24 protein-coding genes and 1 tRNA gene are annotated in these 26,941 nt (G+C 52.4%); 10 read left to right on the top strand and 15 right to left on the bottom strand.

The window, feature by feature from the left end:
* Positions 1–46 precede the first annotated feature (46 nt).
* Together WN53_RS24380 and arcA are read left to right on the top strand one after the other, a co-directional pair.
* Positions 47–1,567, top strand: coding sequence for an amino acid permease (locus WN53_RS24380; RefSeq protein WP_046808346.1), 1,521 nt, complete (start codon positions 47–49; stop codon positions 1,565–1,567).
* Between the two features lie 16 nt (positions 1,568–1,583).
* Positions 1,584–2,858, top strand: coding sequence for an arginine deiminase (gene arcA, locus WN53_RS24375; RefSeq protein WP_046808345.1), 1,275 nt, complete (start codon positions 1,584–1,586; stop codon positions 2,856–2,858).
* 257 nt (positions 2,859–3,115) lie between these two features.
* On the opposite strand, the gene WN53_RS24370 is transcribed toward arcA, so the two are convergent.
* The 10 genes from WN53_RS24370 to WN53_RS24325 all read right to left on the bottom strand — a co-directional run bounded on the left by WN53_RS24370 (position 3,116) and on the right by WN53_RS24325 (position 13,594).
* A tRNA-Asn gene (locus WN53_RS24370) sits at positions 3,116–3,191 on the bottom strand.
* Between the two features lie 93 nt (positions 3,192–3,284).
* Positions 3,285–4,073, bottom strand: a complete 789-nt coding sequence (gene mtfA, locus WN53_RS24365) for a DgsA anti-repressor MtfA (RefSeq protein ID WP_024486222.1) — start codon at positions 4,071–4,073, stop codon at positions 3,285–3,287.
* A gap of 335 nt (positions 4,074–4,408) precedes the next feature.
* Positions 4,409–5,065, bottom strand: a complete 657-nt coding sequence (locus WN53_RS29090; RefSeq protein ID WP_315902241.1) for a sugar phosphotransferase — start codon at positions 5,063–5,065, stop codon at positions 4,409–4,411.
* A gap of 655 nt (positions 5,066–5,720) precedes the next feature.
* Positions 5,721–6,836, bottom strand: coding sequence for a hypothetical protein (locus WN53_RS24355; RefSeq protein WP_024486220.1), 1,116 nt, complete (start codon positions 6,834–6,836; stop codon positions 5,721–5,723).
* 119 nt (positions 6,837–6,955) lie between these two features.
* Complete coding sequence (locus WN53_RS24350) at positions 6,956–7,891, bottom strand: MTP-1 family protein (RefSeq protein ID WP_024486219.1); 936 nt, start codon at positions 7,889–7,891, stop codon at positions 6,956–6,958.
* Between the two features lie 16 nt (positions 7,892–7,907).
* Positions 7,908–8,963 carry a glycoside hydrolase family 130 protein gene (locus WN53_RS24345; protein WP_024486218.1) on the bottom strand — a complete coding sequence of 352 codons (1,056 nt, stop codon included), beginning with the start codon at positions 8,961–8,963 and terminating at the stop codon, positions 7,908–7,910.
* Positions 8,956–10,539: an alpha-glucosidase gene (locus WN53_RS24340; RefSeq protein WP_024486217.1), complete on the bottom strand. Its 1,584-nt coding sequence runs from the start codon at positions 10,537–10,539 to the stop codon at positions 8,956–8,958. The genes WN53_RS24345 and WN53_RS24340 overlap by 8 nt, the downstream gene beginning before the upstream one ends.
* Before the next feature lie 11 nt (positions 10,540–10,550).
* Complete coding sequence (locus WN53_RS24335; RefSeq protein ID WP_024486216.1) at positions 10,551–11,375, bottom strand: carbohydrate ABC transporter permease; 825 nt, start codon at positions 11,373–11,375, stop codon at positions 10,551–10,553.
* Positions 11,376–12,251, bottom strand: coding sequence for a carbohydrate ABC transporter permease (locus tag WN53_RS24330; RefSeq protein WP_046808344.1), 876 nt, complete (start codon positions 12,249–12,251; stop codon positions 11,376–11,378).
* A gap of 56 nt (positions 12,252–12,307) precedes the next feature.
* On the bottom strand, positions 12,308–13,594 hold the full coding sequence (locus tag WN53_RS24325) for an ABC transporter substrate-binding protein (RefSeq protein WP_024486215.1): 1,287 nt from the start codon (positions 13,592–13,594) through the stop codon (positions 12,308–12,310).
* A gap of 272 nt (positions 13,595–13,866) precedes the next feature.
* On the opposite strand from WN53_RS24325, the gene WN53_RS24320 reads away from it, so the two are divergent.
* The 3 genes from WN53_RS24320 to WN53_RS24310 all read left to right on the top strand — a co-directional run bounded on the left by WN53_RS24320 (position 13,867) and on the right by WN53_RS24310 (position 17,520).
* On the top strand, positions 13,867–14,907 hold the full coding sequence (locus WN53_RS24320; protein ID WP_024486214.1) for a LacI family DNA-binding transcriptional regulator: 1,041 nt from the start codon (positions 13,867–13,869) through the stop codon (positions 14,905–14,907).
* 15 nt (positions 14,908–14,922) lie between these two features.
* Entirely contained in the window at positions 14,923–16,296 is a 1,374-nt protein-coding gene (locus tag WN53_RS24315) for a phosphohexomutase domain-containing protein (protein WP_046808343.1), read from the top strand.
* Between the two features lie 147 nt (positions 16,297–16,443).
* Positions 16,444–17,520, top strand: coding sequence for an ABC transporter ATP-binding protein (locus tag WN53_RS24310; protein WP_046808342.1), 1,077 nt, complete (start codon positions 16,444–16,446; stop codon positions 17,518–17,520).
* A gap of 46 nt (positions 17,521–17,566) precedes the next feature.
* Here WN53_RS24310 and WN53_RS24305 read toward each other — a convergent pair whose 3' ends face one another.
* The 3 genes from WN53_RS24305 to WN53_RS24295 form a co-directional block, all read right to left on the bottom strand.
* Positions 17,567–17,791 carry an HP1242/YdcH family protein gene (locus WN53_RS24305; protein WP_021180872.1) on the bottom strand — a complete coding sequence of 75 codons (225 nt, stop codon included), beginning with the start codon at positions 17,789–17,791 and terminating at the stop codon, positions 17,567–17,569.
* Positions 17,792–18,033: 242 nt separating this feature from the next.
* A complete protein-coding gene (locus tag WN53_RS24300) occupies positions 18,034–18,963 on the bottom strand; it encodes a pyridoxamine 5'-phosphate oxidase family protein (protein WP_024486909.1) in 930 nt (309 codons plus the stop codon).
* A gap of 1 nt (position 18,964) precedes the next feature.
* Positions 18,965–19,591, bottom strand: a complete 627-nt coding sequence (locus WN53_RS24295) for a glutathione S-transferase family protein (protein ID WP_024486908.1) — start codon at positions 19,589–19,591, stop codon at positions 18,965–18,967.
* 368 nt (positions 19,592–19,959) lie between these two features.
* On the opposite strand from WN53_RS24295, the gene WN53_RS24290 reads away from it, so the two are divergent.
* Positions 19,960–20,862: a LysR family transcriptional regulator gene (locus WN53_RS24290; protein WP_024486907.1), complete on the top strand. Its 903-nt coding sequence runs from the start codon at positions 19,960–19,962 to the stop codon at positions 20,860–20,862.
* Positions 20,863–20,969: 107 nt separating this feature from the next.
* Here WN53_RS24290 and WN53_RS24285 read toward each other — a convergent pair whose 3' ends face one another.
* Complete coding sequence (locus WN53_RS24285; RefSeq protein ID WP_046808341.1) at positions 20,970–22,112, bottom strand: IS481 family transposase; 1,143 nt, start codon at positions 22,110–22,112, stop codon at positions 20,970–20,972.
* A gap of 360 nt (positions 22,113–22,472) precedes the next feature.
* Here WN53_RS24285 and WN53_RS24280 point away from each other — a divergent pair, with 360 nt between their 5' ends.
* The 4 genes from WN53_RS24280 to WN53_RS24265 all read left to right on the top strand — a co-directional run bounded on the left by WN53_RS24280 (position 22,473) and on the right by WN53_RS24265 (position 26,308).
* Complete coding sequence (locus WN53_RS24280; protein ID WP_024487113.1) at positions 22,473–23,288, top strand: alpha/beta hydrolase; 816 nt, start codon at positions 22,473–22,475, stop codon at positions 23,286–23,288.
* On the top strand, positions 23,272–23,643 hold the full coding sequence (locus tag WN53_RS24275; protein WP_024487112.1) for a RidA family protein: 372 nt from the start codon (positions 23,272–23,274) through the stop codon (positions 23,641–23,643). Before WN53_RS24280 ends, WN53_RS24275 begins: the two co-directional genes overlap by 17 nt.
* 61 nt (positions 23,644–23,704) lie before the next feature.
* Positions 23,705–24,889 carry an amino acid aminotransferase gene (locus tag WN53_RS24270; RefSeq protein ID WP_046808340.1) on the top strand — a complete coding sequence of 395 codons (1,185 nt, stop codon included), beginning with the start codon at positions 23,705–23,707 and terminating at the stop codon, positions 24,887–24,889.
* 15 nt (positions 24,890–24,904) lie between these two features.
* The gene (locus WN53_RS24265) at positions 24,905–26,308 is read left to right on the top strand and encodes an amino acid permease (protein WP_024485597.1); all 1,404 of its coding nucleotides are present in this window, start codon (positions 24,905–24,907) and stop codon (positions 26,306–26,308) included.
* Positions 26,309–26,337: 29 nt separating this feature from the next.
* Here the strand turns inward: WN53_RS24265 and paaY are convergent, their stop codons facing one another.
* A complete protein-coding gene (paaY, locus tag WN53_RS24260) occupies positions 26,338–26,934 on the bottom strand; it encodes a phenylacetic acid degradation protein PaaY (protein WP_024485596.1) in 597 nt (198 codons plus the stop codon).
* Positions 26,935–26,941: the final 7 nt, after the last annotated feature.

The following is a 26,941-nucleotide window of genomic DNA, read 5'->3' as shown; positions in this document are numbered from 1 at the left end:
TTATTACTTTGTCTCTTAATAAAAATAGGTATCTGTAAAGAAAACCATGACGAGCTCATCAACGAATAAATTGTCCCTATGGTCTCTCACCGCTCTGGTGGTAGGGTCCATGATAGGGGCTGGGATATTTTCCTTGCCGGCGACCTTTGGACGCGCAACGGGGGGATTTGGTGCCATCATCGCTTGGTGTATTGCCGGTGGTGGGATGTTAATGCTGGCCTTTGTGTTCCAAACGCTGGCGCAACGTAAACCCGATCTCGATTCCGGCGTGTTTATCTATGCCAAAGCCGGATTCGGTGATTATCTGGGCTTTGCCGCTGCACTTGGCTTCTGGGCCGGGACCTGTATTGGTAACGTCTCTTACTTTGTGCTGATCAAATCTACTCTGGGGGCCTTCTTCCCGATATTTGGCGACGGTAATACCATTCCCGCGGTGTTGTTCGCCTCGGTTATTCTTTGGGGATTCCACATTCTGGTACTGCGCGGGGTGAAAAGCGCCGCAGCTATCAACACCATTGCCACCATCGCTAAAATCCTGCCGATCCTCATCTTTATTATTGTGCTGATCTTTGCCTTCAAAAGTGACGTGTTTGCACTCAACTTCTGGGGAACGCCAGAGACCGCAGCCTCTTTGGCTAGCGTGGGGGATTTCTCTCATCTTAACGACTACGGCTATGTGGGCCATGCGGCTGCCGCCATCGTCCCTACCGCGGAACCTGAATCCCTGTTCAGCCAGGTGCGTAGCACCATGCTGGTGACGGTATTCGTGTTCCTGGGGATTGAAGGTGCCAGCGTCTATTCCCGCTATGCCAAAGAACGCAGCCACGTGGGGATTGCCACGGTGCTGGGGTTCATCGGGGTGCTGTGCCTGTTGGTGCTGATCACCATGCTGTCTTACGGCGTGCTGCTCCGTCCCGATCTGGCGGCGTTGCGCCAACCTTCAATGGCGGGCGTGTTGGAAGCTATCGTGGGGCGCTGGGGGGCAATCTTCATCAGCGTGGGCCTGATTGTTTCGGTGCTGGGCGCTTATCTCTCCTGGTCTTTGCTGGCGGCAGAAGTGCTGTTTTCCGCCGCGAAAAGCAAGAGTATGCCGAAGGTGTTCGCCACCGAAAACAGCAATGCGGTGCCCTCTTCCGCCGTCTGGCTGACCAACATCACCATTCAGGTGTTCTTAATCCTGACGCTGTTTAGTGATTACGCCTTCCAGCTGGCGCTCGAATTGACCAGCTCCCTGACGCTGATCCCTTATCTGTTGGTGGGTGCCTATGGGCTGAAGCTGGCCCTGACCGGCGAAACCTACGAAACCGATAAACGCGATCATAAAAAGGATCTGATCTTCGCGCTGATCGCCACCTTCTACGCACTGCTGATGCTGTACGCCGGTGGTATGAAATATCTGCTGCTCTCCGCCATCATCTATGGCCCAGGTACGCTGCTCTACATTATGGCTAAACGTGAACAGCACGCAAAAGTGTTCACCCCGGCCGAGATGGGGCTCTTTGTAATCGTTATGGTCGCCGCCATTGCTGCAATCTACAGCATTGCCACTGGCGTTATCACAATCTGATCGAGGCAAGTTCATTATGTCGACTAAAGAAAACACGCAGTCCAAGTTTGGTGTTCATTCAGAAGTAGGGAAATTGCATAAAGTCATGGTCTGTGCCCCTGGCAAGGCGCATAACCGGCTGACACCCAGTAATTGTGATGAGCTGTTGTTTGATGACGTGCTGTGGGTTGAGCGCGCCAAGCGTGACCATTTTGACTTTATGACCAAGATGCGCGAACGCGGCGTAGATGTGGTGGAAATGCATAACCTGCTGGCCGAAACCCTGGCGTTGCCCGAAGCCAGAAAATGGATCCTGGATCAGCAGATTGTGCCTAATGAAGTGTCGCTGGGGATCTTGAATGAAACCCGCAGCTTCCTGGATGGCCTGGCACCACGGGCGTTAGCGGAGGTACTGATCGGTGGCCTTTCTACTACCGAACTGGCCAAAGAAGGCTACGCGGACCATGAAGAGTTGAAGCTGATCCGCGAAGCGGTGGGCATTACCGAATACCTGCTGCCACCGCTGCCGAATACCTTATATACCCGTGATACCACCTGCTGGATCTACGGCGGCGTGACCTTGAACCCACTGTATTGGCCAGCCCGTCACGAAGAGACCATTTTGACCACGGCGATCTATAAGTTCCACCCGGACTTTGGCGAAGCCAATGTTAACGTCTGGTGGGGGGACCCAACGGTGCACCACGGTACCGCCACGCTCGAAGGCGGGGACGTGATGCCGATCGGCAACAAAACCGTGCTGATTGGGATGAGTGAGCGTACTTCGCATCAGGCGATCACCCAACTGGCCGCCGCGCTGTTTGCCAACAAGCATTCCGGCGTTGAACGGGTCATGATTGCCGCCATGCCGAAACTGCGTGCCGCGATGCACCTGGATACGGTATTTACCTTCTGCGACCGTGATGTGGTGACGCTCTACCCGGCGATCGTCAATCAGATCAAAACCTTCTCACTGCGCCCGGATGATGGCCCAACCGGCATGAAGCTGAGCCGCGATAAAGGCACCTTTGTCGAGGCCATTGCCGGGGCATTGAACCTGAAAAAACTGCGGGTGGTGGAAACCGAAGGCAACGACTACGACACCGAACGCCAACAGTGGGACAGCGGCAACAACATGGTAGCGCTCTCTCCTGGTGTGGTGCTGGCTTACGACCGTAATACCAAAACCAATACTCAGCTGCGCAAAGAAGGGGTTGAGGTGATTGAGATTGTGGGGAGCGAACTGGGCCGCGGGCGAGGAGGTGGCCACTGTATGACCTGCCCGATTATTCGTGACGCCGTGGATTATTAATACGCTAGCATTTATCCAGTAAGCTCTCGAACAATCTGAAATATTCCCTGCATAACAGATTTCCCTGTCCTAACGACGAGGCCTTTTCGAAGGCCTCTGGGCTAGCGTCAGTGACGCCAGCCCCGGTTGCTGCATATTTCAATGTGACCCAGACTATGTTTGTCATTGAATGACTTGAAACACCAGAGTTTTGCATGGCTAGCAGTTACTGAAATGCAAAAAGCCCGCTTAGTTGCCTAAGCGGGCTTTTCTAAATATGGCTCCTCTGACTGGACTCGAACCAGTGACATACGGATTAACAGTCCGCCGTTCTACCGACTGAACTACAGAGGAATCGTGTGAACGGGGCGCATCATATCCAGCCGTGCAGATCGTGTCAACGCAAAATTGATTCTGGGGGTGCGACAGCTCATCATCTGAGCAAACTCAGTCCCGTTGTGGCTCGCTGTCTGCATACCAACGCTGCAAACGGGCCAGTGGGTTTTGTTTGTAGAAGCGGCAAAAGTGCTCGTACAAAGCGGGGAAGCGGTTGGCCAGCAGCTCAGGGGCGCTAAAAAAGTACTCGGAAAGCACGGCAAAGCACTCTGCCGGATCGCTGGCGGCGTAGGCATCCATGCTGGCAGCTTCTTCACCCACCATATCGATTTCGTCCTGCAGATTTTCCATCGCGGCGTGTAAATCGTATTCCCAGGCGGCGATATCGCGCAGCGGGATTGGGGGCACGCCGGTAGCGGTGCCGCCATTACGCATATCCAGCTTGTGCACCGCTTCATGGATCACCAGGTTGAAGCCGGAAAGGTCGAAGGAGTCTTGCACGTCTAGCCAGTTGAGCACGATAGGCCCCTGTTCCCAGCTTTGGCCTGCTTGCACCACCGGCCCGGAATGCACCAGACCAATATCATCCTGCCATTCATCTTCCACCACGAAGGGGGTTGGGTAGAGCAGGACCTCGTTAAAACCGTCCAGGCATTCTGCCCCCAGTTCCATCACGGGCAATGCAAACAGCAGGGCAATACGCGCCTGCATCAGGGATGTCAGTTCCAACCCTTGTAAAGGCACGATGCGTTTATTTTGCAAAATCTGGCTGGCAACCGCCACCAAACGCCGCTGCTCTTGCTCATCCAAAGGTGAGAGCAGGGGGATGGACAGGGCTTCCTGCCATTCTGCAAACGTTTCCGCCTGCGCTTGATTTGCTTTCCACGGCCATTTAATCATTGCGTTGCTCTAAGGGTCACTGGAACATTCGGCTGGGGTGATAATGTCAACATGCCGCAAAAGGGGGCACTATAGCAAGCGTTTCACGCAGAGCTGCCGGAGTGGCTGAACGCGACGGCCTTGCAAACCGTCGCAAGGCTACCCGCTATGCGGATTAAAACCTTGCTCTGCGCTACTATTCAATCACTTACGCTTAAGTTTGTCTGTGATCAAACGCCCACATAGAAAATCTAAGCGGGAGTAGACCCGTATTTTTAGCATGGGGTTTGGTAAGGTTCGCACATGTTTGGCCGTTGGGGCGCCGTATGCAGCGCCCCATGGTCAGTCGGTTGGGATTAACGCTCGATATCCAGTTTGGTTAACGCGGCATCCAGCAGACGTTTAGCCTCAGGGATGGATTCCACGATTTGCAGCGTGAGCAAGGCTTCAATGGTGGACTCTGCCCCCGAGTTTTTATTCACCTTGGTGGGGGAGTCTATACCGTCAAATGCGATCCCGGTGGCAGGGAAGTACATTTGCGCTTTTGCCGGGTTCTGCTTAAACAGCCACAGGGATAAATCGACGGCTTGCTGCAGATAAGCGGAATCGCGTGATATTTGCCAGGCCTTGACGTTGGCAAACACCATCGGGCGGATGATATAGGCTATCTGGGCAAACTTTTGTTCCTCGATCACGGTGACCTTTTCACCTTTCTGTTGAACGGTGAACCAGTTTGCCAGCCCTTTTTTGATGAGCGCGGGTTGGAAATGATCCAGTTCGTTAAACGCGGCCTTGATCATATCCCGGTCGCCCAGCTTCTCGCCCGCCGTAAGCAGAGCATAAGCCTGGTTGTTACCGTAGCCGTGCCACATATTTTGCCAGCTTAAAAACGCGCCGTTTACCGGTGAGGAGGTATCCTGAACCTGCATCAGCATGATGCCCGCCGCTAATGCGCGCATCATTTTTTCAATTTCTGGCTTGGAGCCCAGCGAGTAGGCATTACTCAGGCCCATCAACAATACGCCCGCCTGATCGCCTGCGGTCTGCGGTAACCACTCAGCGACCGCGATACCGTCTTTTTCACCGCGGGTCTGCTTGAAGTTAAAGTCTTTATAAATGACATCGGTGGTGGCGAAAATGGTTTCATGCACCTTTTTCGCCAGCGTTGCATCCGTCTTTGCCAGGGTTGGGTAAGCCTCAGTCAATGCCCATAGGGCGCGCCATGTCCACCAGTTGGGTTCCGCTACGCTGGTTTTGTAGGTTTTATTAATGGAATGGTCGGGGTAGATAAAGTTATAGAAATAGCCGTTATCCGCTCGCTGGTGGAGAATGAATTGCACCAGTGATTTAACCTTTTCCAGGTCTGCCGCAGAGCCGTTTGATTGATACTGACGCTGATAAAAGACCACAGCCCGTGCGACGTCATCGATTGCCGATACGCCCTCGATGGGATCTTTAACCCAGCGGTAATCCGGGTATTCGCTATAGATATGGATCAGGCCCAATTCCGTTTTGTTGGCTAGGGTGATCTTTTGGTATAGCGCATCCAGATGCGTTGGGTTAACCAGGGCGGCAGCGGCAGAAAATGTGGTTAATCCGATGATGCAAACCAGGGTATTTAATAATTTCATGTTGTTACCTTATTTTTATTGAGTTATTGCTTTCAACTTAGAAAACATAGTTCACACCCAGTTTGCCGAAATTGGTCTCAGTATTTTTATATGCATTCGGGTCGCGAACGTTGTGATCCCAGAATTTTTTGTCGTGCTCTACCCGGTAAAAGTACTCGGCCACCGCATAAAATCTGTCGGTGATCGGGTAGCTATAGTTAAAGATATATTTCTCGCTTCTGGAGGTTTCCTTATAGCCATCACGCCCGCCAATGCGGCGTAATTGAGGCTCCATCTTAAGCAGGAAGTTACTTTTACCCATACTCCAGGCAACCCATGGGCGAAATTCCTGTTCCAGCACGTTCGCCGTCTTGTCGCCATCATGGTTGAAGTCCTGGCCCTCTTTGCGAAACACTTCAAATCCGACGTTCACACGATCCGCTATGTGATAGTTAAAATTCACCAGCGCTTCATAAAACTGGAAACGTCCGCTATCGGCACCGCGGGCATCCTTGTCTTCTACCAGCATTTTAATATCGGTGTTGACGCTGAAGTTGTCCGATACCTGATAACGGTAGTATGGGCGGAAGCCATAACCATCACCGCCAATATTGTTGTTGCTGCCGGTGGTACGGTTCTTCTCATAGCCGGTTTTACCCAGGTAGATCCCTTCCAGCATAAACCAGTGTTTATCTATACTTTTCGCCCACGCCGGGCGAATTTCCATTTCGATCATGCGAAAATCGACTTTATGCTGGCTGTCATTGCGTGAGTCGTTGGTAAAATGCACCTGCTTGAGTACGAAACCGGTGTTCCAGCCGGTGTCACCAAAGTTGACCCGCCCATCGGCGAAGACGATTTCATGCACCGGACGGGAGTTGGTGCTGCGGCCTTCATTGCGGAAATGCTCTATTTTATACTCTGCCAACCAGTTACCGTGGAAATAAGAACGTTCATCCTTTGGTAGACGAATAATGCCAACGCTATCATCGCTGAGTTCTACTACTGTTTCCACCGTCTCGCCATTTTCTTTAATTATTCTAATCTTGTCACCGGCGAAAATAGGGCGACTTTCAGCACTTGGGGTCTTACCTTTAATTAGTGTGCTCTCCGCATGAACGGTAGAGCTGAGACCAGCCAGCAACAGCAGAGAAAAAATTTTAGAGTATTTCATTATAATCCCTTCTAAACTGGTGGTATTGCCTGGTTTTGGCAATAGCAATACCATCCAATATTATTAATATTAGTTTTTCCATTAAGCCAGTTAAAAGCGCAATTTCGATTGCTTGCGAATTAAATCCCGATAAAAGGATCCTCAATATCAATCCAGTGCGCTTGTGCGTCGCTGGCACCGACATATAACCGCCAACGATTATCGGCTAATGCGATGAGGCCGCCTGGGAAAATGACATCTACCAAGTCAGGGCGTTTAGCATCTCCTGGTAGCAGATTACTTCTTGCTGCAATTATTTTTATGGGGCTATAGTTTTTAGTGTCCGGATTGAAGATAAAGACGCCCGGGTAGTAGTGTCTCCTTTGTTGTTGATCAAAACAGGCAATATGGGCCAGTAAGCCGATAGTGCCGTCGCTCAGTAAATGCGTTTCGTTGACGCCGCCCCATTCGTCGCTGTTGAACTGCCGATCGAGTAGTTGTGCATTGGCGATAGTGTCTGGCGTGAGTTCCTCCAGGCAGCTTATCTCAACGTATCCGATGGTTCCCCTGCCGCCGATATTGCCCTGTGGCCGGGTAAATACCCCGATGCGCCCTGGCTGGATCTGGCACAGGCGGATATCTTTCATACCTGAAGGGCCGCAAGCAAAACGGTTTAATGACAGGATGTCACGCCCGCGATAAAACACGGTGTGCCAGATAAGCTGCCCTGGGTGCTCGGGATGGGGGTTGATCTCGACGCCACCAAATATCAGTTCACCAGCGATAAAGCAGAAAAAGGGATCCTGTAACGGGAACGTGGGTGCATTTTCCACCGGAGTCCATTTTCCTTGCTGCTCTTGGAAGAAAACAATGGTCGAGTGCTCAGAGTCCCTGGCTTCAACCCGCCCAGCAATGACTTGCAGCCCGGCAGAGGTAAAGGGAGCGGTAATGTTGTAAACATCCTTGTCACCTACACCGGTGAATTCGAGCCGGTCAGTGGTGAAAGTGATACCTGACGTTCGCTGGTGATAGTCGGCAATCAGTTGTGCCACGCTGGCCGGAGAATTAGTCTTCATTGCGTATTTTCCCTCATTACACCGACAGGTGTTGCCATAGTTGGGCCAGCGGCATTTCAGCCAGGCACATGCTTTCGTCAGCGGCGCCGTAGTAGACCCGCAGGGTATCGTTCTCAATCAACGCACCGCAGGTAAAGACGACGTTATCAAAGAATCCGTAAAGCTCGTAGGGCGCTTGCGGTTGCAACAAGGGAACCGGCGATTTGGCGAGAATACGGGTAGGATCGTCCAAATCGAGCAGCATGGCACCCAGGGCATAACGTTGATCCACGTCTACCCCGTGGTAAATTTGCAGCCAGCCTTTTGTCGTTTTCAACATGGGAGCGCCGCCACCCAGCTTTAACGCATCCCAGGGATCTTGCGATGTGCCCAGCAGATGCTGGTGTTGTCCCCAGTGCAGCAAATCGTTGGAGCTGGCCAGCCAAATCTCGGGTTTACCGAAGTGTTTGGGCGCCGGGCGATGCAGAGCCAGATACTTGCCGCCCACCTTTTCCGGGAACAGGCAAACGTCGCGGTTATCTGGGCAGAAAATCAATCCCAGACGCTCAACAGAGGTGAAGTCCTTGGTAACCGCCAGCGCCGTGCAGATACCCTTGGAGGAGACGGCGGAATAGTTGATATAAAAAGCCCCCTCGATCTCGGTGATGCGGGCATCCTCACAGCCAAAGGTTTCATAGCCGTTGTCCGGGAAAATCAGCGGTTGAGTATCAACGACAAAATCCACGCCATTGCCGCTTCTCGCCACCCGCAGATGAGAGAGTGAAGTCAGATAGACGATCGCCGGATCTGCTTTGTAGGTGATCAACCGTGGGTCGCTAAAATCATAGGCAGGGTCGTTATGCCAAAACTCCCGGGTAGTCACCTGCCAGCCCGCGGGAGTTTCTTGCAGCCAAGGTACCACGGTGGTGCCTTCGTTCTTGGGGATCACGCTTTCCGCAATGCGGACCAACATAATGGTTTCATCGCCAAGCCGGGTGACGCCCGCATTGAACGCGCATTCAACCTTAAATCCCGGACGACTTGGCGTTATGTCCTGGGGGGTAATTAATGGGTTACCAGAAAATCTAATCATTACTGTCCTCGATAAAAATTACGATATCATTGTGAGTCAATTGGCCGGGCACTGTGCGTGTATCAAATAAAACCTTCCCGTGGGTCGGTACCTGCAATAAATAATTTTCTCCAAAATTGATGGTGACGGTGGCGCGCTGTTGGCGATAACGGCGGCTGAATATCAGGGTGTCTTTGACCTGCTTCAATTGGTCATAGACGCCGTAGTGAAACACGGGATATTGAGCGCGCAGGGCAATGAGTTGTTGATAATCATGCCAAAGGGAATGGCACGCATTTTGCGCAGCCGCCACATTGATCTGGCGATAGTTTTCATTGACCGGCATCCACGGCTGGTGGGTACTAAAACCGGCAAAGGGGGCTGCAGACCATTGCATGGGCGAGCGTGAATTATCACGGCTTTTGGTTAACGCAAACTGAAATGCTTCCTCCGGGTTGCCACCTGCGGCCAGCTTCTGTTGATACTGTGTCCTGCCCTGAATGTCGTAAATGGCATCCGCTTCGGTGGCGACATAGTCCTGCATGCCCACCTCTTCACCGTTATAAATAAACGGCACACCATGGGCCATTAATTGCAGGCAAGCCACCGCACGCGCCCTGGCAATGTCGCCAGCGAACTCGCCGAAGCGGCTGATCATCCTGGGCATATCGTGGCTAGAGAAAAACAGTGTCGGTACATTGCCTGGCAGGTCGTTCATCAGCTTCAACTGTTCAACGATTTGCGGCAAATCGAAGGCAGGCAGGCTGCCTAGGTTAAAATTGAATACCACATCGCATAAGTCGGCGGACTGATAGCGTGCCAGTTCTTTGAGCTTGTCACTGCCCACCTCACCGACAATAAAGCAGGGGCTTTTGGCCCGCGCATGCGCGATTAAATCAGCGAGGCATGACTCGATACCAGGCTGATTAATATCGTACAGGTGCTGCTGTTCACCGTTTTCCAGCGTAGGGTTATCTGTTCGCTGGGTGCTGCATGACAGGAAGTTGATCACGTCCAGACGGAAACCATCCACCCCCAAGGCTTGCCAGAAGTCCAGTACGCCCTTGGCAAGCTCTGCGACCGCCGGGTTGGCCCAGTTCAGGTCGGCCTGCTCAATGGCAAACTTGTGGTAATAGTATTCACCGCCAGTAGCTTCAGGCTCCCATGCCGATCCACCAAAAAACGACTGCCAGTTATTGGGTTGGCGAGTGAAAATAAAATAGTCACGATATTGGCTGTGCGGATTATTCAGCGCGTCTTTAAACCACGGATGCTCGGTAGAGACGTGGTTAAGCACCATATCAATGATCACCCGAATATTACGCCGATGGGCTTCGGCGATTAACCGCTCGAAAACCGCCAGCGTGCCATACTGCGGGGCGATATTAAGATAATCGCTAATGTCATAACCGTTATCCACCAGAGGGGAAGGGTAGAAAGGGGTGATCCATAACCCGCCAATCCCCAGTTCCTGCAGGTAATCCAGCCGATCAATCAGCCCATGAAGATCGCCTATCCCATCTCCGTTGCCGTCCTGGAAACTGGGTAGATAAACCTGATAGAACACGGCCTCACGCCACCACGCTTGATCATTCATTGCACGAGTCCTTATTTCAGCGACAGGGACATGCCCTGCATAAAGTACTTACGGAATAAGATAAATAGCACGACGATCGGGATAGTCTGGAGCACGGCACCGGCGATCACTGGCCCCACATAGACGCCATAGGATTTACTGAAGGTGGCCAGCAACACTGACAGCGGCATTTTGTTTTCGTCCTGGATAACGATCAGTGGCCACAGGAAGTTGTCCCAGGTACCGACGAAGGTGAACAGCGCGACGATGGCGATAATTGCCTTGTTCAGCGGCATCATCAGGTAGATCATAATTTGCCACAGGCTGGCGTTATCGATCTTGGCCGCATGAATATAGTCGTTAGGCGTACCTTGAAAGCTTTGTGAAATCATAAAGATCCCCCAGGCGCTCATCAGGAACGGCACAATCATGGCGCTGTAAGTGTTTAACAGCCCCAGCTCCCGTACCAAAACGAATTGCGGGATGATAAACATAAATGCCGGGAACACCATTTGTAAAAACAGCAGGTTTTTAAATAATCGTTGGCCGGTAAACTGCATTTTAGCCAGCGCAAAACCGATAAACATCGAACTGAGGGTAACTGCTACCGTCACCGTTGTAGAAATAAACAACGAGTTAAGCAAGGTTTTTAAAAAGGGTTTCTCTACCCGCCCGGTGCTTTCAAACAGAAAACGATAGTTATCGAGTGAATAAGCCCCTTCAAACATCCCGTTGGTATAAATATCGGCGGTTGGTTTAAAGGAGGAAAGCACCATCCAGATATAAGGGTACAGCCACGAGAGCGCCAAAAAGAACATAACCAGATGAATAATCAGGCTGTTGATAGATTTTTTCATTTAAACGATCTCCACCTTTCTTTCCAGCAGCTTTCTGACGATCAGGATCAGGGTGAAGCTGATCAGTGCGATAAAAATAGACATGGTGGCTGCCCAGCTAGGTTGCATCTTCATAAATGCGGCCTCATACATCACGATCATCGGCGTCGTGGTGCTGTTTAATGGGCCACCGCCGGTGATCAGATAGGGTTCGGTAAAGATCGCAAAAGAGACCGTAATGGCTAATACCAGCACCATAATCAATTGCGGGTTGATCAGCGGTAATGTGATGCGGAACAAACGCTTGAGTGGCCGGGTGTTATCCAGCTCCGCTGCCGAGTAAATTTCTTTGGGGATACTGTTCAGACCAGAAAAGAGTATCAGCCCGTAATAGCCGACAAACTTCCAGGTCACCACCAGCGAGATGGACAACATGGCGAAGTCCGGGCTGGTGAGCCAGGGCAGAGTAAAGCCGAACCATTCATCCAGAAAGGTGTTCAACGGCCCGTTCTGGCTAAAGATCTTGGAGAATACGATGGAATAGGCCACGCCGGAAGATACGTTGGCTAATAAAAAACTCAGGCCAACAAAGGTTCTGCCATACTTCAATTTCTGTAAACCAAACGCGAACAGTAGCGAAGAAATGAATACTACCGGTAGGTAGTACATTAAAAAACGCAGTACGTTCAACATCGATTTCCAGAACAACGGATCTTGCAGCACCAAAATAAAGTTTTGCACACCGTTGAACGAAGGAATGCCCACAAAACGCCATTCAGTCAGCGATAACACAGCGAGCCAAATAAAGGGGTACAGCCAGAATATACTGGTATATCCCAGATAGGAGGCCGCCAGAATACCGCCTACATGTTTATCTTTAAGCTTTGGAAAAATCATAACTAACGGCCACCCTCAGATGAAGCATAAAACGAGAAATCAATAAGATGTAGTAATCAGGGCTTTAACAGCGCGTTCACTTCCTGCGCGGATTGCTGCAAAGCTTCATCCGGCGTTACGGTTTTAAACACGGTTTTCTCCAGCATTTGCGTCATACTGCGTTGAATTTCCACCGTTTCGCTGCTGGATGCAGGCGGTATTGCCACGTTGACATATTTGGCGTAGGCCGCGGCGTAAGGGTTATCCTGGTAATATTGGGTAAACAGTGGGTTGGTAAGCAAATCCGCTCTGGCCGGTGGCATACCCGTCAGTTCAACCCAGCGCTTATCGAATTTGGGTTGGCTGAACACCCACTGGATAAACTCCCACGCCTCGGGTTTAACCTTGGAATGGCTGAACAGGACCAGCCCTTTACCATCGGCAAAGGTATAAGGCATTTTCTGTTTATCTTTGACCAGCATCGGGCCAATCTTTATCTGCTTGAGGATTTCCGGATACTGTTGCTGATAGCGGCTGATATCCCAGGGGCCGCGCACTGCGCCCATAACTTTGCCGGTCACCAATGGGTCATCCTGGCCGAAGTCGTAGACCGTCCATTTTTTTTCAAACAGCGTATTTAAGAAACCGATGACGTCGCGCCCAGCCTGGTTGTCATAGGTGGCTTGCTTGTCGGCGATATAAGGCTTGCCGCCACTCTGAGCGTAATAGAGGGCGATAAAATCAAACCAGCGGTCCCACCAGTTGCGGCCAGATGTTGCTTGCACCGCATAACGTTGGTTCTCGATGGTATATTTTTCACTGAGGGCGTATACCTCGTCATAGGTTTGCGGGATACCGCTAAAGCCCTGTTCCTCTAATAAATCGCCGCGCCACCAGAACAGCACCGGATTCATGTAAATCGGCAGAATGTAATTTTTGCCGTTATAGCCCCAGTTCTTCATGATATCGCCCATCTGCCGGGCTTGAATTAAGGATCCATAGCCATCGAGCGAGGAGAGATCGACGATTTGGCCCAAATCAGCCAGCTGAGTACCGAAGCCGGTGAAAATATTCTCCGAAATATCCGGTGCGCGGTCAGAGGCTATGGCGTTCATGATCGCCTCTTCTGAGCTGCCTGCCGCCGGGATGGTGGAAAAGACCACTTTCTTTTTGTCGGCTTGTTGATTCCATTCGCCAACGACTTCGCTCCAGAATGCTTCCTGGACGTTATTGGGTGCGATCCACAGGGTTATTTCCTGTTTTTCATTATCACCAGAAACCGCTTTGTCATCACAGCCCGTAAGCACTATGCAACTGGCGGCAATCGCCAGAGAGAGCAGGGTATGGTTGATTTTCTTTAGCATGACTTGATTACCTGTGAACTATTCGTCAGTAGGAAGAAAGGCTGGTAGGCCAATTTTTAACGTTAAAATAGCAGCGAAGATGCAGGGATTCTGTGAGTGCACTCACATCTCATTATTTTTATTTTAACGTTAAAATGGTGACGTACGTTGCAATTTTAACGTTAAAAGTGGGGTAACATACCTTTCCTGGTGGTGAGAACCAATCATTTCCTACCGCGGATTGGGATATAGTATGGGCAATTTGGTAACTTTATCTTCCCGGAGCTTTTGACATGACCACTGGTAAAAAACGCGAAACACTTAAAACCATTGCTGAGACGCTGAACGTTACGCATACCACCGTCTCGAATGTGTTTAATCGGCCCGAAAAGGTCTCGCCAGAACTGCGGGAGAAGATTTTGGCCTACGCAGAATCCATTAATTACCATGGCCCGACAGGGGCCGGGCGCTTTTTACGTACCGGTAAAAGCGGTACGCTTGGGGTCATTTTTAACGATAATTTGAGTTATGTTTTCTCCGATCGTCATGACATTGCGTTGATGCGTGGCATTGCCGAGGAGTGTGAGAAAAATGGCATTAACATCGCGCTGATGCCACTAAGAGTGAATAACGAATTTAAAAAACGCATGTTAAGCGCCGTCGTCGATGGCTATATTTTAAATGCCACCTATAGCAATGATGAAATTGTCCAGGCGGCATTAACCAGCGGCTTGCCGGTGGTCACTACCGATATCAAACTGCAGGACTTCACCTGTGTTTCCATTGATGACGTTGCTGCTATGAAGGCCATTTGCCAGCATCTGCTGGCGGCTGGGCATAAAAAATTCGGCATTGTCGCTTTCCCGGTGAAGAAGCAAGCGGGCGTGCTGTCATCACTGGCTGAATTCTCCAGCGAATTTGACAACGGCGTGGCCTTTGGGCGTGTTAGCGCATGCATCAAGGCGCTGTCCGATGGCGGTATTGATTTGACCACCAGCCACGTTGTGGAACAACTGCATGACGAAGCCGGGGGAGAAGAGGCGGCCAAGGTACTGCTTACCCGCGAACCGGGCATTTCGGCCATCATCTGCCTGTCCGATCGCTTTGCTTTCGGCGTTTACCACTACTGCCAGAGTCAGCATATTACGGTCCCTGGTCAGATTGCGATCACCGGGTTTGACGATATTGATATTCAGGATCCACCGATCGCGCTGACCACCATCCGCCAACCTATTGTTGCCAAAGGGCGTCATGCCGCCCGGGCGTTGATTGCGGGTCAAATAACCGAAGATATCTTTCTCGATTATGAACTTATTGTCCGGGATTCGGCATAACCACATGGAAAGGAAATGGAAAAGTTAACCTGTTTTAAAGCTTACGATATTCGGGGCAAGTTGGGTACGGAACTCAATGAAGAGATTGCCTGGCGCATTGGCCGGGCCTACTGCCAGTGGCTAAAGCCACAGAAAGTGGTGGTAGGTGGAGATGCTCGGGCAACCAGTGCCGCTTTGAAGCAGGCGCTGGCAGAAGGGCTGATGAGTGGCGGGGCCGATGTGATTGATATCGGCATGGTGGGCACCGAAGAAGTTTACTTTGCCACCCGCTTTTATGGCGTCGATGGTGGCATTCAGGTTACCGCCAGCCATAATCCGATTGACTACAACGGCATGAAGCTGGTTAAACAGGATTCTCGGCCCGTCAGCGGGGATAACGGACTGTATGAGATCCAGCAACTGGCCCAGGAAAATCAATTTACGCCGTCAGCCACCCCAGGACAGCTTTCCGTTCAGTCTAACCGTGAACACTACATTGAGCACTTATTAAGCTACATCAATCCTGGCGTGTTAACGCCGATGAAGATTGTGGTCAACGCTGGCAACGGCGCAGCGGGCCCGACTCTGGATGCGCTCGAAGCGGCAATGGCAAAACGCCAGCTACCTATCCGCATGATTAAAATCAACCATCAGCCAGATAGCACTTTTCCAAACGGGATCCCAAATCCTATGCTGCCAGAGAACCAGGGCGTTACCCGGCAGGCGGTGCTTGAGCACCAGGCGGATTTAGGCATCGCCTGGGATGGGGATTTTGACCGCTGCTTTTTCTTCGATCATCTAGGCAACTTTATTGAAGGTTATTACATAGTCGGCTTACTGGCGGAAACGTTCCTGCGTGCTGACAACAGCGGTAAAATCATCCACGATCCTAGACTGGTCTGGAATACCCAAGCGATTGTGCAGGCGCTGAATGGCAACGCGATCGAATCAAAGACGGGCCATGCGTTTATTAAAGACACCATGCGCCAGCATGATGCCGTTTACGGTGGCGAAATGAGTGCCCACCACTATTTCCGCAATTTTGGTTACTGTGATAGCGGTATGATCCCCTGGCTGCTGGTGATCGAATTACTGTCACGTAAGGCAACATCGCTATATTCCTTGATTGAAGCCAGCAAGGCGCGCTTCCCGGTATCGGGTGAACTTAACTTTACCGTTGAGGATACCGATGCCAGCATCCGGCAAATCAAACAGTTTTATGCCGATAGCGTGCTGCGTATCACGGCAACTGACGGCCTGAGCATGGAGTTTGAGCACTGGCGCTTTAACCTGCGCGCCTCCAATACTGAACCCCTGCTACGGCTAAATATTGAAACCCGCGGGGATACTCAATTGTTGGAGCAAAAAATTACGCAGTTGACCAAGCTTATTCAATTTATTACCGATTAGTCATCGCCTGCGGCGATAAAGTTATAGTCAAACGGCTTATTCTTTGGCGTTTATCTTTGCCGTAATTTAACGCCTGTAGATATCATGGTTAATTAAAGTTATCCGTGGATAAGCTGAATAGATGACAGCGCAATGTTGGAGCAGATAATGGCGAGCGTTTCTCTCAAAAATGTCGAAAAGTCTTACGGAAATATCAAAACGATTAATAGCGTAAACCTTGAGGTTGCCTCCAGGGAGTTTATTGTGCTGGTCGGCCCTTCTGGTTGTGGAAAGTCTACGTTACTCAGAATGATTGCTGGCCTCGAAGAAGTTAGCGGGGGTGAAATAAAGATAGATAATAAGGACGTTACCCATATGAATGCCGGGGAGCGTGGCGTATCGATGGTGTTCCAGTCTTATGCTCTGTATCCCCATATGACCGTGCGTGAAAATCTGGCGTTTGGTTTGAAAAACATAAAAACGCCGAAGCCGGAGATCGCCGCGCGGATCGCCAATGCGTCCGCGATCTTGCAACTTGATAATTACCTGGAACGTTTGCCACAGCACTTATCCGGCGGCCAGCGCCAGCGTGTTGCGATCGGGCGTTCGATAGTCAGCTGCGCTAACGTGTTTTTGTTTGATGAACCGTTATCCAACCTCGATGCCGCGTTGCGTATCCAGATGCGGCAGGAGATCGGCAAACTGCATGACAATCTAGGAAAAACCACCATCTATGTGACCCACGATCAAACGGAAGCCATGACGCTGGCCGATCGGATCGTCATTTTGAACCAGGGAAGAATAGAGCAGGTGGGAACGCCGGAAGAGGTCTATAACCATCCGGCCAATATCTTTGTCGCCGGATTTATTGGCGCGCCGAAAATCAATCTGTTTGCCGTCACCTATGAACATAGCGGACGGGTGAAAATCAATGGGCACAGCTTTTTTATTCCGCAGCTGGCGAATGCTGATTTGGCAGCAGGCACGGCATTGACATTAGGTATCCGGCCCGAACATTTCTCTTTAAGCGATAGTGCCGAGCTCTGCCTGAAGGTGAAAAACGAGCTCACCGAAATGCACGGTGACTCCACGGTGGTGTTGCTTGGCTCTAGGCAATACGGCACCTTACAAATGAAGGTTCCTTATCAGCTGAAGCTTGCCACCGGTGAAGAGGTAAGTATCGGTACCTCCTGCGATAATATTCTGGTGTTTGATGAGCACGGTAAGGCGATACGTGACGTTTAGCTAAAGGTAGCGGTGATCCCCGCAGTAGCGCGGGGATCGGCGTGCGCTACTTGGCCGCGGCTTCCTCTGCCTTTAGTATTTTGTGTAACTCATCCTTGATATGTAGCTTCTCTTTTTTCAAGCGAACCACTTCGTCAGAGTAGCCGTTGCCTGCTGGCCCTTCTAACCTGGAGATTTGGTGGTCGAGTTGGTTGTGCTTATCAAACAATGACTGGAAGCGGGGATGGCTTGATTTCAGGTGCGATATTAACTCACGGTATTCTGGAAACATACTCAAGCTCCTTTGAGTCAAACTGTACACTGGAGGGCTTCTCCACTTTCAATGTAACCCAGCGTGGATTTATTTAAAATGGCGCTAGCTAGCAAAAATAGATCCTGCTGTGCAGATTGATGACAACGTGGCAATGTTGCTGAATGGGAGGTAGGCGCAGATCTTCGACCGTAGGGGCGCCGCATGCTGCGCCCGCTGTAAGCCTGGTGAGGGAATATCAGCAGCCTCAACAGCACCTGCTGTTAAAACTGGTTTTCAGCGTGATTTAGCCAAACTCCCGTGCGTAACGTTGCTGGAGAGAACTCAACGTTTCTGCCGCGCCAGCCCAATGTCTGGCGAAAACGCCACGCACTGGTGATATCAAACCGCCAGTAGCGCTCGGCACCTGCGACGGCTGCGTTTTCCGCCTGCCATAAAATCTGAGTTTCCCCCTGCAAATGTAGAATGTCCCCGCGCGCAAAATCAATAAACAGTAGTGCAGCCCGTGGCTGAGCCAACAGATTACCCAGCGTGTTCATATATCGGTTCCCGCGAAAATCCGGTATCCACAGGGTTTCACCAGCCAGATGGATGAACCCTGGTTTACCACCGCGATGCGAGATATCCACGCCACCTTGCGCTAAATCACCGTGAGCATAGCTGGCCACAAAGCAGGTATCCGCCTGTTGGATCAGCTGCCGGGCCTGATCGTCTAACGAACTCAACTGCTCAATGGGATCAGCAACGCTCGGCTCGGCGAACAGCTCCCGCCGTTGAATGTACTGCGGGCAGTTGCCAAAGCTTTGTTGCACCACAATCTCCACGCGGTTTTTATCCGTGCGGCTAATGACGCCGTTAACCCGGTTGCGCCTGCGGTTACTGAAATCTAATCCTAATGCGCCGACGGGCTGGCCGGGATAGAGCGCTGCCTGAGCGGGATCGTCCGCCCGGCGTGGCGAAACGATCCGCAAATGTGTTTCATCTGGCGAGCGCAAAAAGCCGGCAGGCCCACTGAACACCGTAGCAACCGGCCACTGCCGCTCATCCAGTGTGGCAACAAACAGGTAGGGCAGGTGAGCGAAGAACTCGCGATGTTGATCGGGCATGGCGGTATAGATATTCCCGCTCACCGCATCAAAACCGGCCAGATCCTGCGCCAACTGCTCATCGGGATGAAACATGGAGGGAGACATGTTATTGGCCTACAGCCTGGTCAGGCAGGGGTAACGCAGGCATAGGGAAGAACCCGGGCAGCGCGGCAATACGATCTAGCCAGTGCTGGATTGCCGGGAAGGGCTTGAGGGAAACCCCACCTTCCGGGGCGACCGCCACGTAGCTGTAACAGGCAAGATCCGCAATCGTCGGCAAAGACGTTGCCAAAAACTCGCGTTCTGCCAAGTGTTGCTCTAACTGGGGTAAAAAGCGTGCGCTGATGGCTTGTGCAGACGGGTAGTTCTCTGGCGCAGAAAATTGCACCACCATCCGGCAGGATGCGGGGCCATAGCGCACCTCTCCGGCCGCTTTGGAAAGCCAGGCTTGCACTTGGGCGGCTGCCAACGGATCTTCTGGCAACCAGTGGCTATCTGGCGCATAGCGTTTCACCAGGTACACCATGATGGCGTTGCTGTCGCTCAATACCTGCTCATCGGCCAGCAATACCGGGATCTGACCAACGGGATTAAGCCGCAGGAACGCCTCACTGCGGCGCACCGTGGCCGGGGCTTCGCAATATTCATAAGGTAGATCTAGCATCCGCAATAGCAGCTCGACGCGGTGGCAATGGCCAGAGGCAGGTGTGCCGTACAGTTTCAACGTTTGCATGGTGAGTCTCCTTTATGGTGTTGCTAAATAGGCTGTGTCCCTCAATTGACCGTGGTGCCGTCGCAGTCCCAAAAGCCCGTAATCAAGGCGGAGGGTGTAGGGCCTAGTGGGCTAAGTTCAAGCCCGACAACGCTGAGTACGGGCTTTTGGGGCGCGACCCTTCGGGCTGGGGCCATTTGAACGCGTATCTGCGTTACTCCCCGCTTATTTGGGCCCACCAAACTGCACGGCTCGTGCCTTGCAACGCGTCCAAATGACCTCCAGCGGCACTCACGTGCAATTGAGGGACACAGCCTACAATACTCTTGCGCCAGATGATGGGTATCCGGGAAAATGGCAATTGATAATTTCACTTGGCGGAATAGTCTATGGATCGTTTGGACGAGTTGGCGATTTTTGTGGCGGTGATCCAGCATGGCAGTTTGGCCGGAGCTGCCCGAAAGCTGCGTCGTTCCGCTCCGGCGGTGACCCGGGCTATCGCTTCTTTGGAGCAGCGGTTTGGTGCGCGGCTGGTGGAACGCACGACCCGGCGTCTGGCCCCCACGGAGGCCGGGCTGCGGTTAGCCGAACGCGCGCGTGCTCTGTTGCATGACTATCAAGACGCGGTAATGGATACCGCAGAGGCTCAACTGAGCGGGCTGCTGCGTATTACTTCGCCGGTGCAGTTTGGGCGCAAGCACGTGGCACCCATGGTGATGGCTTTTCTCGAACGTTACCCGCAAATCCAGATCGACATGCAGTTAAATGACCGCAATCTGGAGCTGATCGATGAAGGGCTGGACGTGGCGGTGCGCATCGGGCATTTACAGGATTCCTCCAAGGTGGCGCGTAAGCTCGGAGAGGTGACACGCGTCACCGTGGCTAGCCCAGCCTATCTGGCGCAACGAGGGGTTCCGCTGGAACCGGCGCAGTTGATCGATCATGACACTATAGTAGGTACACTACGTCCGACGTCAGGTGAATGGCGCTTTGGGCCTGACGAAAACGGTGAGCGAGTACGTTTGACGCCGCGCTTGTTGTTGAACGAGGTGGAAACTCAACTGTTGGCAGTGCGGGCAGGAAAGGGGATTGCCCGGCTGCTGTCTTATCAGGTGGCGGACGATCTGGCCAATGGTACGCTGGTGCGGTTGTTGGCCGCCTACGAGCCCCTGCCAGTGCCGGTGCAACTGGTGGCGAATAACGTGCAATACATGCCGCTGAAGGTGCGCACCTTTTGGGATTACGCCTATCAGCACCTTAGCCAAATTGCGCAAATACAACCAGGCAGTTGAGATACCTTAATTATATGGCAATGGCATCTCCCCCTCACCCCAACCCTCTCCCCGTGTACAGACCGGGGACATGGTAGACAGGTGTTCAAGGACATGGTGAACACTTTTTAACATCCTTTACCCATGATGATCGACCTATTTCTCAGGTCGATCGTCCCCACTTTCGTGCTGTACCACCATACCTCGTAGTAGCCCTCTCTCTCACTTTCCTTCAGTCCGACATATTCACCGATAAAGGCCTTGCCCACTTTCAGGCCCATCCCTTTCAGACTCAGTTTTCCACTGACATCCACTTTCCTGACCAAGACCCCCTCGTCATACTCGGCTGCCGCTGGATTACCATTGTACTGTCGCGATGAAGGCTGATAACGGGACGCCGGTACCGCCATTGACAGGGCTTCATGTGGACGTTCTAGGTTGTAGATTTCTCGCCAGGCGTCGAACACCTCCTGCAACTGCGCGGCATGGGTAAACCACCGCCCCTGCAGGAGCTCTGCCTTCAGGCTGCGGTGGAAGCGCTCCAGCTTACCCTGAGTCTGAGGATGATAAGGCCGCGAGTGACCCACCCGGATACCCTGACGCATCAGCCACAGTTCCAGTGCGGTCCAACTGCCCGTCGTGTCGCCCCAGGGCGCACCGTTATCCATGGTCATTCTCTCCGGCAAGCCATAACGTTCGAACACCGCTACCAACTGAGACTGCACGGTGACGCGTCGTTCGTCTGGGCAGTGCGCCAGACAGAGCGAGAAGCGTGAATGGTCATCCAGCAGGGTCAGCGGATGGCAACGCCCTTCGGCGAAGGGGAAGTGGCCTTTAAAGTCCATCTGCCAGAGCTGGTTCGGTGCATCATGTTCAAAGCGTCCAACAGTGGGCATTGGTGATGGGCCACCCGGTAGCAGGTCATGGCGGCGCATCAGGTTATGCACGGTGCTGGCGGCAGGTAACGTATGCCCCTGCATCTCAAGCCACCGCTTGAGCTTGCGCGCCCCCCACATCGGATGGGCCAGATGCGCAGCGCGGAGGTGTTGGACAACGATATCGGGTGTTCTGGAAGGGGAATGGTGTGGCACCCTGGAGCGTTCGTTCAGACCGTCCGGCCCGTCAGAGAGCCAGCGGTGTAACCACTTGTATGCGGTAGCAGGCGCTATGCCGAACTGACGGCATAGCGCACGGATATTAGCGCCTTCTTGCGAGGCGAAAAGCACAAACTCGGTACGTAATGACATGGCAGATCTCTCATTCCACGGCATAAGCAGCTCCACTCAGAAGTACTCATACCTATGTTGTAAGTGTCTACCATGTCCCCGAACAAGTGTTCATGATGTCCCCGGTCTGTACACCCCGAAGGAGAGGGGGCTGTGCAGTGTTGTTGTCGCGTAAGGGGTAGGGCTGAGGCACGTTAAACACCTATGCAATTTACCCAATTTATTTTCGAGTTTCATGGATGAAACTTTAAAGTAACGGCGAAAATGTTTAACCAGTGAAACTTATTGCCGGAAAAAATAAATTTATATCGCCGATCACGCATTGCCGTATCAGCCATCTTGACAATATTTTAACATGTTGCTAATAGTTAACTCACATCTTAAATAATAAACAAAGTTTAATATATGAAACTTCTAGCGGGCAGTTACGATAACGCAACGACGGTGGCTGATGAAAACGAGATCCTGCTCTCATTTCAATCCCGCAGTCAGCGAGTTTACCAACAGCAACGTCATGAGTTGAATATGGCTTATGGGGATGCGCCGCGTGAAGTTTTTGACTGGTTTTATTCAACTGAAGAATATAAAGGCACGATAATATTTATTCACGGCGGCTATTGGCAGTTTTGTGATAAACAGGATTTTGCATTTATTGCCAGCACGCCATTGTCATTAGGTTTTGATGTGGTGCTGGTGGAATATACCCTGGCACCAGCGGCTAACCTGGCTGATATTTGTCAGCAAATTGGGGTAGCGCTGGATGTCATCGATCGGCGGCTGAAGCCGCGTGGCGATAAGCCGGTTTATCTCACTGGTCATTCTGCCGGTGGACATTTGGCGGCATATTGGCAACACCATCCGCTGGTGCAGGCGGTGTTTCCCATCAGCGGTATTTTTGAGTTGCAGCCGCTGCTGGTGAGCTACGTAAACCAACAGCTAAAGCTGACCAGCCAGCAGATAGAGGCCTTAAGCCCGGCGCGTAATATACCGCTATCTTTGAAGCCCATGGTGCTATTTTACGGCGCGGCGGAACTGCCGGAGCTGATTGGGCAATCGCTTTATTATTATTCCGCATTGCGGGAGCAGGGGCTGCCGGTTAGCCGATATGCGCTCCCCGGTGCCAATCATTACAGCGTGCTGGATGCGGTATTTGCTGCCGATGGCGCCCTGCACCGTTTCCTGCTTACCGATGGAGAGTACCTTGATGCGCACAGTCATTGAAACCGGCCTGCCGGAGATCGGGCAACCTTTTTCATGGGCGACCAAAGGTGGTGGGATGTTATTCACCGCCCATGGCCCGGTCCGCCAGGATGGTACTATTGAAACCGGCGACCCGGAAAAACAAATCACGCTGACGTTTGATAATTTAGCCACCACGCTGAAGGCCGCCAATAGCCATAGCGATAATGTATTACAGGTTATTGTTTATCTTACCGATGTTAATGACGTTAAGTTGCTCGATCAAATCTACAAACAGTATTTTAATTATCCGTATCCCAACCGCTCAACGGTGATTGTTGATAAGTTAGTGGTGCCAGGGATGAAAATAGAAATCACCGTTAGCGCCACAGCGTAATTAATTCTCATAAAATAATATTCACTTGCTGATTCATTACATAATGAGTTAAGGATAATCTATGTTCGCACATATTACCCCGTCAACACCCGATCCTATTATGTCTCTGATGGAAGCCTATATGCAGGATGCTAATCCGCAAAAGGTTAATTTGGGTATCGGTCTGTATTACGATCATCAGGGTAATATTCCCCTGATGCAGGCCGTACATATTGCCGAACAGCGTTTACTGGAACAACAACGGCCACATACTTACCCGCCAATCGAAGGTTCTGCACTGTTTGCCCGCCAGATCCAGACGCTGCTGTTTGGTGAACCGGCGGACCGTATTGCCACGGTACAAACTGTGGGGGGCTCTGGAGCGCTGAAGCTGGGCGCTGATTTTATTCATCACTATCTGGCACGTCGCGAAATCTGGGTTTCCGATCCTACCTGGGCCAACCACTGGGCGATCTTCGAAGGCGCTGGCTTGAAGGTGAATACCTACCCGTATTTTGACGATGCGTCTGGTCAACTGCGTTTTGAAGCCATGCTCGACACGCTCTCTGCTTTGCCGGAAGGGGCGGTGGTGCTACTGCATCCTTGCTGCCATAACCCCACTGGCACCGATCTCAACCCATCACAATGGCAGGCAGTGATCGAGGTGGTGCAACGGCGTCGGCTGCTGCCTTTCTTTGACATCGCCTATCAAGGCTTTGGCGACGGGCTGGACGAAGACTGCTTCGCACTGCGGGCGATGTTGAAAACCGACGTGGATTTTCTGGTCAGCAACTCCTTTTCCAAGAACGTGGCGCTGTATGGCCAGCGTTTAGGGGGGCTATCGGTGCGCTGTGCTACGGCTGAGGCTGCGGTGAACGTGAAAGGCGCATTGAAGACGCTGATCCGCCGCAGTTATTCCTGCCCGCCGACTCACGGCAGCCAGATTGTGGAAACCCTGCTGGCAGACCCACAGCTATATCAACAGTGGGCCAGTGAATTGACCACCATGCGCCAACGCATCAAACAGATGCGCGTTGGCCTGGCTGCTGGCCTGGAGCAGGGCGGTACCACGCTGGACTACACCCGCATTCGCGATCAAAAGGGCATGTTCAGCTACACCGGGTTGAATGAACGCCAGCTCGGCCAACTGCGGCAGCAATATTCCATTTATCTGGTGGCGCCTGGCAGGATGTGCCTGCCTGGCCTGAACCAGCAAAACCTGGACTATGTGACCGCCGCCATCCTTGACGTTACCCGTACCGCATAGAAAAGGTGAGCAACCATGAAAGACGCGAAACGTTTTGACGCTATCGCCCGGCGGCAGGATGGGCTGAAAAAGCACCTGACCGCCGGGCAGATGTCGATGCTGGCTATCGGTGGGGCCATCGGTACCGGCTTGTTCCTGGGGAGTGCTTACGCGATCCAAATGGCTGGGCCAAGCGTACTGCTGAGCTATTTTATCGGCGGGGTGATTGCGCTGCTGCTGATGGGATGCCTGGCGGAAATGACCTCCGAGCACCCAACCCCAGGATCGTTCGGCGATTATGCAGAGTTCTATCTCAGCCCGTTGTTTGGCTTTCTGGTGCGTTATTCCTATTGGTCTTGCGTGGTGTTGGCAGTGGGCACCGAGGTGACCGCCATCGGCATGTATATGCAGTTCTGGTTCCCAGGTACGCCGATCTGGCCGTGGGTGCTGTTGTTCTCGGCGGCGGTGATCGTCGTCAACGTGGTTGGGGTCAAGTCTTTTGGCCAGGTGGAGTATGCACTCTCTACCGTCAAGGTGGTGGCCATTTCGGCGTTTATCATGATTGGTATCGGCATCCTGGCGTTTTCCGCCAACCCGACCTTCGGCATCCGTAACTTCACCGACAACGGTGGCTTTTTCCCGTTCGGGGTGAAAGGCATGTGGTTTGCGGTGATCGTTTCGATATTCAGCTATCTGAGTATTGAGATGATCGCGGTTGCCGCAGGGGAAGCGAAAAACCCGGTGGTTGCCGTGAAAAGCGCCTTCAAAGGCACCATTCTGCGGCTGTTTATCTTCTATATGATGTCGATAGCGCTGATGCTGGCCATCGTGCCGTGGCGGCAGTCTGGCACCGGTGAAAGCCCGTTCCTGGTGGCGATGAACGTGATCCATCTGCCTGCCGCCGCCGGGATCTTTAACTTTGTGGTACTGATTGCTGCACTGTCTGCCATGAACAGCCAGTTGTATATAACCACCCGCATGATGTTTTCACTGTCCCGTGCCGGGCAGGCACCGGCGGCGCTGGGGCGGCTCAGCAAACGGGGTATTCCGGTCAACGCGCTGGCGCTCTCTTGCGTGGGGATTATTGTCTCTATCGTGCTGAGTATTGCCGCTCCAGAGAAATCGTTCGCGGTGATGATGTCGATCTCGGTGTACGGTGCCTGTTTCACCTGGCTGATGATCTTTGTTACCCACCTGTTCTTCCGCCGCCAGCATACGCAGACGCACCTCAAGTTCCGCATGTGGGGTTATCCTTACTTTACCTTGGCGGGGGCGCTCCTGATGGCCGGGCTAATGATAACTACGCTATTCACCGACTTCTTTAGAATGACGCTGTGGTTTGGCATTCCCTTCACCGCGCTGTTGATCGCCATCTATTTCTACAGTCGACGAGGGCAGGCATCGGTTGCAGCTGAAGCACCGGTACAGAGTTTGGAGTAATGTTGACCGGGCTGCGGCCCGGCCAAGCACTAAAGTTGGCTTTTGGGGATGATGTGGTCGCCAAAATTCAGGCGTTGGCGGCCTGGCTCTGGTTCAGTGAGAGGGGCCACTTCTTTCAGGCTGTTTTTGCAGCGTAAGACCAGCTCCTGATACTGGAGTGTGCCAGTGCGTTTCCAGGCTAATTCCTGTTCGGTCAGTTCGCGGATCACCCTTGCCGGGCTGCCAATCACCAGTTGGTTGGCGGCAATCTCCGCGGCGGCCTTGACGAAGGAACCCGCGCCGACAATGGAGTTCTCACCAATGACCGCACCGTCCATGATGACGGCATTCATGCCGATCATCGCGTTACGGCGCACGCGGCAACCGTGCAGTATGGCGCTGTGGCCGATATGCCCATCTTGTTCGACTACCGTGTCCTGCAGCGGGAAGCCGTGCATCACGCAATTATCCTGCACGTTGGCACCGTCTTCGACCACAATGCGCCCAAAGTCGCCACGCAGGCTGGCATTGGGGCCGATGTAGACGCCTTTGCCGATAATCACGTCGCCAATCAGTACCGCAGTGGGGTGAACATAGCTGCTGGGATCGACCACCGGCGTCAAGCCGTCAATCTGATACACGGGCATAGCGCAA

The sequence above is a fragment of the Serratia fonticola genome (genome assembly GCF_001006005.1).
Lineage (GTDB): Bacteria > Pseudomonadota > Gammaproteobacteria > Enterobacterales > Enterobacteriaceae > Chania > Chania fonticola.
This window is presented reverse-complemented; position numbering and strand designations above follow the sequence as displayed.

What these genes read in the sequence shown, in the direction of transcription:
- WN53_RS24380 (WP_046808346.1), top strand. Translation starts at nt 47, where the DNA reads ATGACGAGCTCATCAACGAATAAATTGTCCCTATGGTCTCTCACCGCT.
- arcA (WP_046808345.1), top strand. Translation starts at nt 1,584, where the DNA reads ATGTCGACTAAAGAAAACACGCAGTCCAAGTTTGGTGTTCATTCAGAA.
- mtfA (WP_024486222.1), bottom strand. Translation starts at nt 4,073, where the DNA reads ATGATTAAATGGCCGTGGAAAGCAAATCAAGCGCAGGCGGAAACGTTT.
- WN53_RS29090 (WP_315902241.1), bottom strand. Translation starts at nt 5,065, where the DNA reads ATGGGCCTGAGTAATGCCTACTCGCTGGGCTCCAAGCCAGAAATTGAA.
- WN53_RS24355 (WP_024486220.1), bottom strand. Translation starts at nt 6,836, where the DNA reads ATGAAATACTCTAAAATTTTTTCTCTGCTGTTGCTGGCTGGTCTCAGC.
- WN53_RS24350 (WP_024486219.1), bottom strand. Translation starts at nt 7,891, where the DNA reads ATGAAGACTAATTCTCCGGCCAGCGTGGCACAACTGATTGCCGACTAT.
- WN53_RS24345 (WP_024486218.1), bottom strand. Translation starts at nt 8,963, where the DNA reads ATGATTAGATTTTCTGGTAACCCATTAATTACCCCCCAGGACATAACG.
- WN53_RS24340 (WP_024486217.1), bottom strand. Translation starts at nt 10,539, where the DNA reads ATGAATGATCAAGCGTGGTGGCGTGAGGCCGTGTTCTATCAGGTTTAT.
- WN53_RS24335 (WP_024486216.1), bottom strand. Translation starts at nt 11,375, where the DNA reads ATGAAAAAATCTATCAACAGCCTGATTATTCATCTGGTTATGTTCTTT.
- WN53_RS24330 (WP_046808344.1), bottom strand. Translation starts at nt 12,251, where the DNA reads ATGATTTTTCCAAAGCTTAAAGATAAACATGTAGGCGGTATTCTGGCG.
- WN53_RS24325 (WP_024486215.1), bottom strand. Translation starts at nt 13,594, where the DNA reads ATGCTAAAGAAAATCAACCATACCCTGCTCTCTCTGGCGATTGCCGCC.
- WN53_RS24320 (WP_024486214.1), top strand. Translation starts at nt 13,867, where the DNA reads ATGACCACTGGTAAAAAACGCGAAACACTTAAAACCATTGCTGAGACG.
- WN53_RS24315 (WP_046808343.1), top strand. Translation starts at nt 14,923, where the DNA reads ATGGAAAAGTTAACCTGTTTTAAAGCTTACGATATTCGGGGCAAGTTG.
- WN53_RS24310 (WP_046808342.1), top strand. Translation starts at nt 16,444, where the DNA reads ATGGCGAGCGTTTCTCTCAAAAATGTCGAAAAGTCTTACGGAAATATC.
- WN53_RS24305 (WP_021180872.1), bottom strand. Translation starts at nt 17,791, where the DNA reads ATGTTTCCAGAATACCGTGAGTTAATATCGCACCTGAAATCAAGCCAT.
- WN53_RS24300 (WP_024486909.1), bottom strand. Translation starts at nt 18,963, where the DNA reads ATGTCTCCCTCCATGTTTCATCCCGATGAGCAGTTGGCGCAGGATCTG.
- WN53_RS24295 (WP_024486908.1), bottom strand. Translation starts at nt 19,591, where the DNA reads ATGCAAACGTTGAAACTGTACGGCACACCTGCCTCTGGCCATTGCCAC.
- WN53_RS24290 (WP_024486907.1), top strand. Translation starts at nt 19,960, where the DNA reads ATGGATCGTTTGGACGAGTTGGCGATTTTTGTGGCGGTGATCCAGCAT.
- WN53_RS24285 (WP_046808341.1), bottom strand. Translation starts at nt 22,112, where the DNA reads ATGCCGTGGAATGAGAGATCTGCCATGTCATTACGTACCGAGTTTGTG.
- WN53_RS24280 (WP_024487113.1), top strand. Translation starts at nt 22,473, where the DNA reads ATGAAACTTCTAGCGGGCAGTTACGATAACGCAACGACGGTGGCTGAT.
- WN53_RS24275 (WP_024487112.1), top strand. Translation starts at nt 23,272, where the DNA reads ATGCGCACAGTCATTGAAACCGGCCTGCCGGAGATCGGGCAACCTTTT.
- WN53_RS24270 (WP_046808340.1), top strand. Translation starts at nt 23,705, where the DNA reads ATGTTCGCACATATTACCCCGTCAACACCCGATCCTATTATGTCTCTG.
- WN53_RS24265 (WP_024485597.1), top strand. Translation starts at nt 24,905, where the DNA reads ATGAAAGACGCGAAACGTTTTGACGCTATCGCCCGGCGGCAGGATGGG.
- paaY (WP_024485596.1), bottom strand. Translation starts at nt 26,934, where the DNA reads ATGCCCGTGTATCAGATTGACGGCTTGACGCCGGTGGTCGATCCCAGC.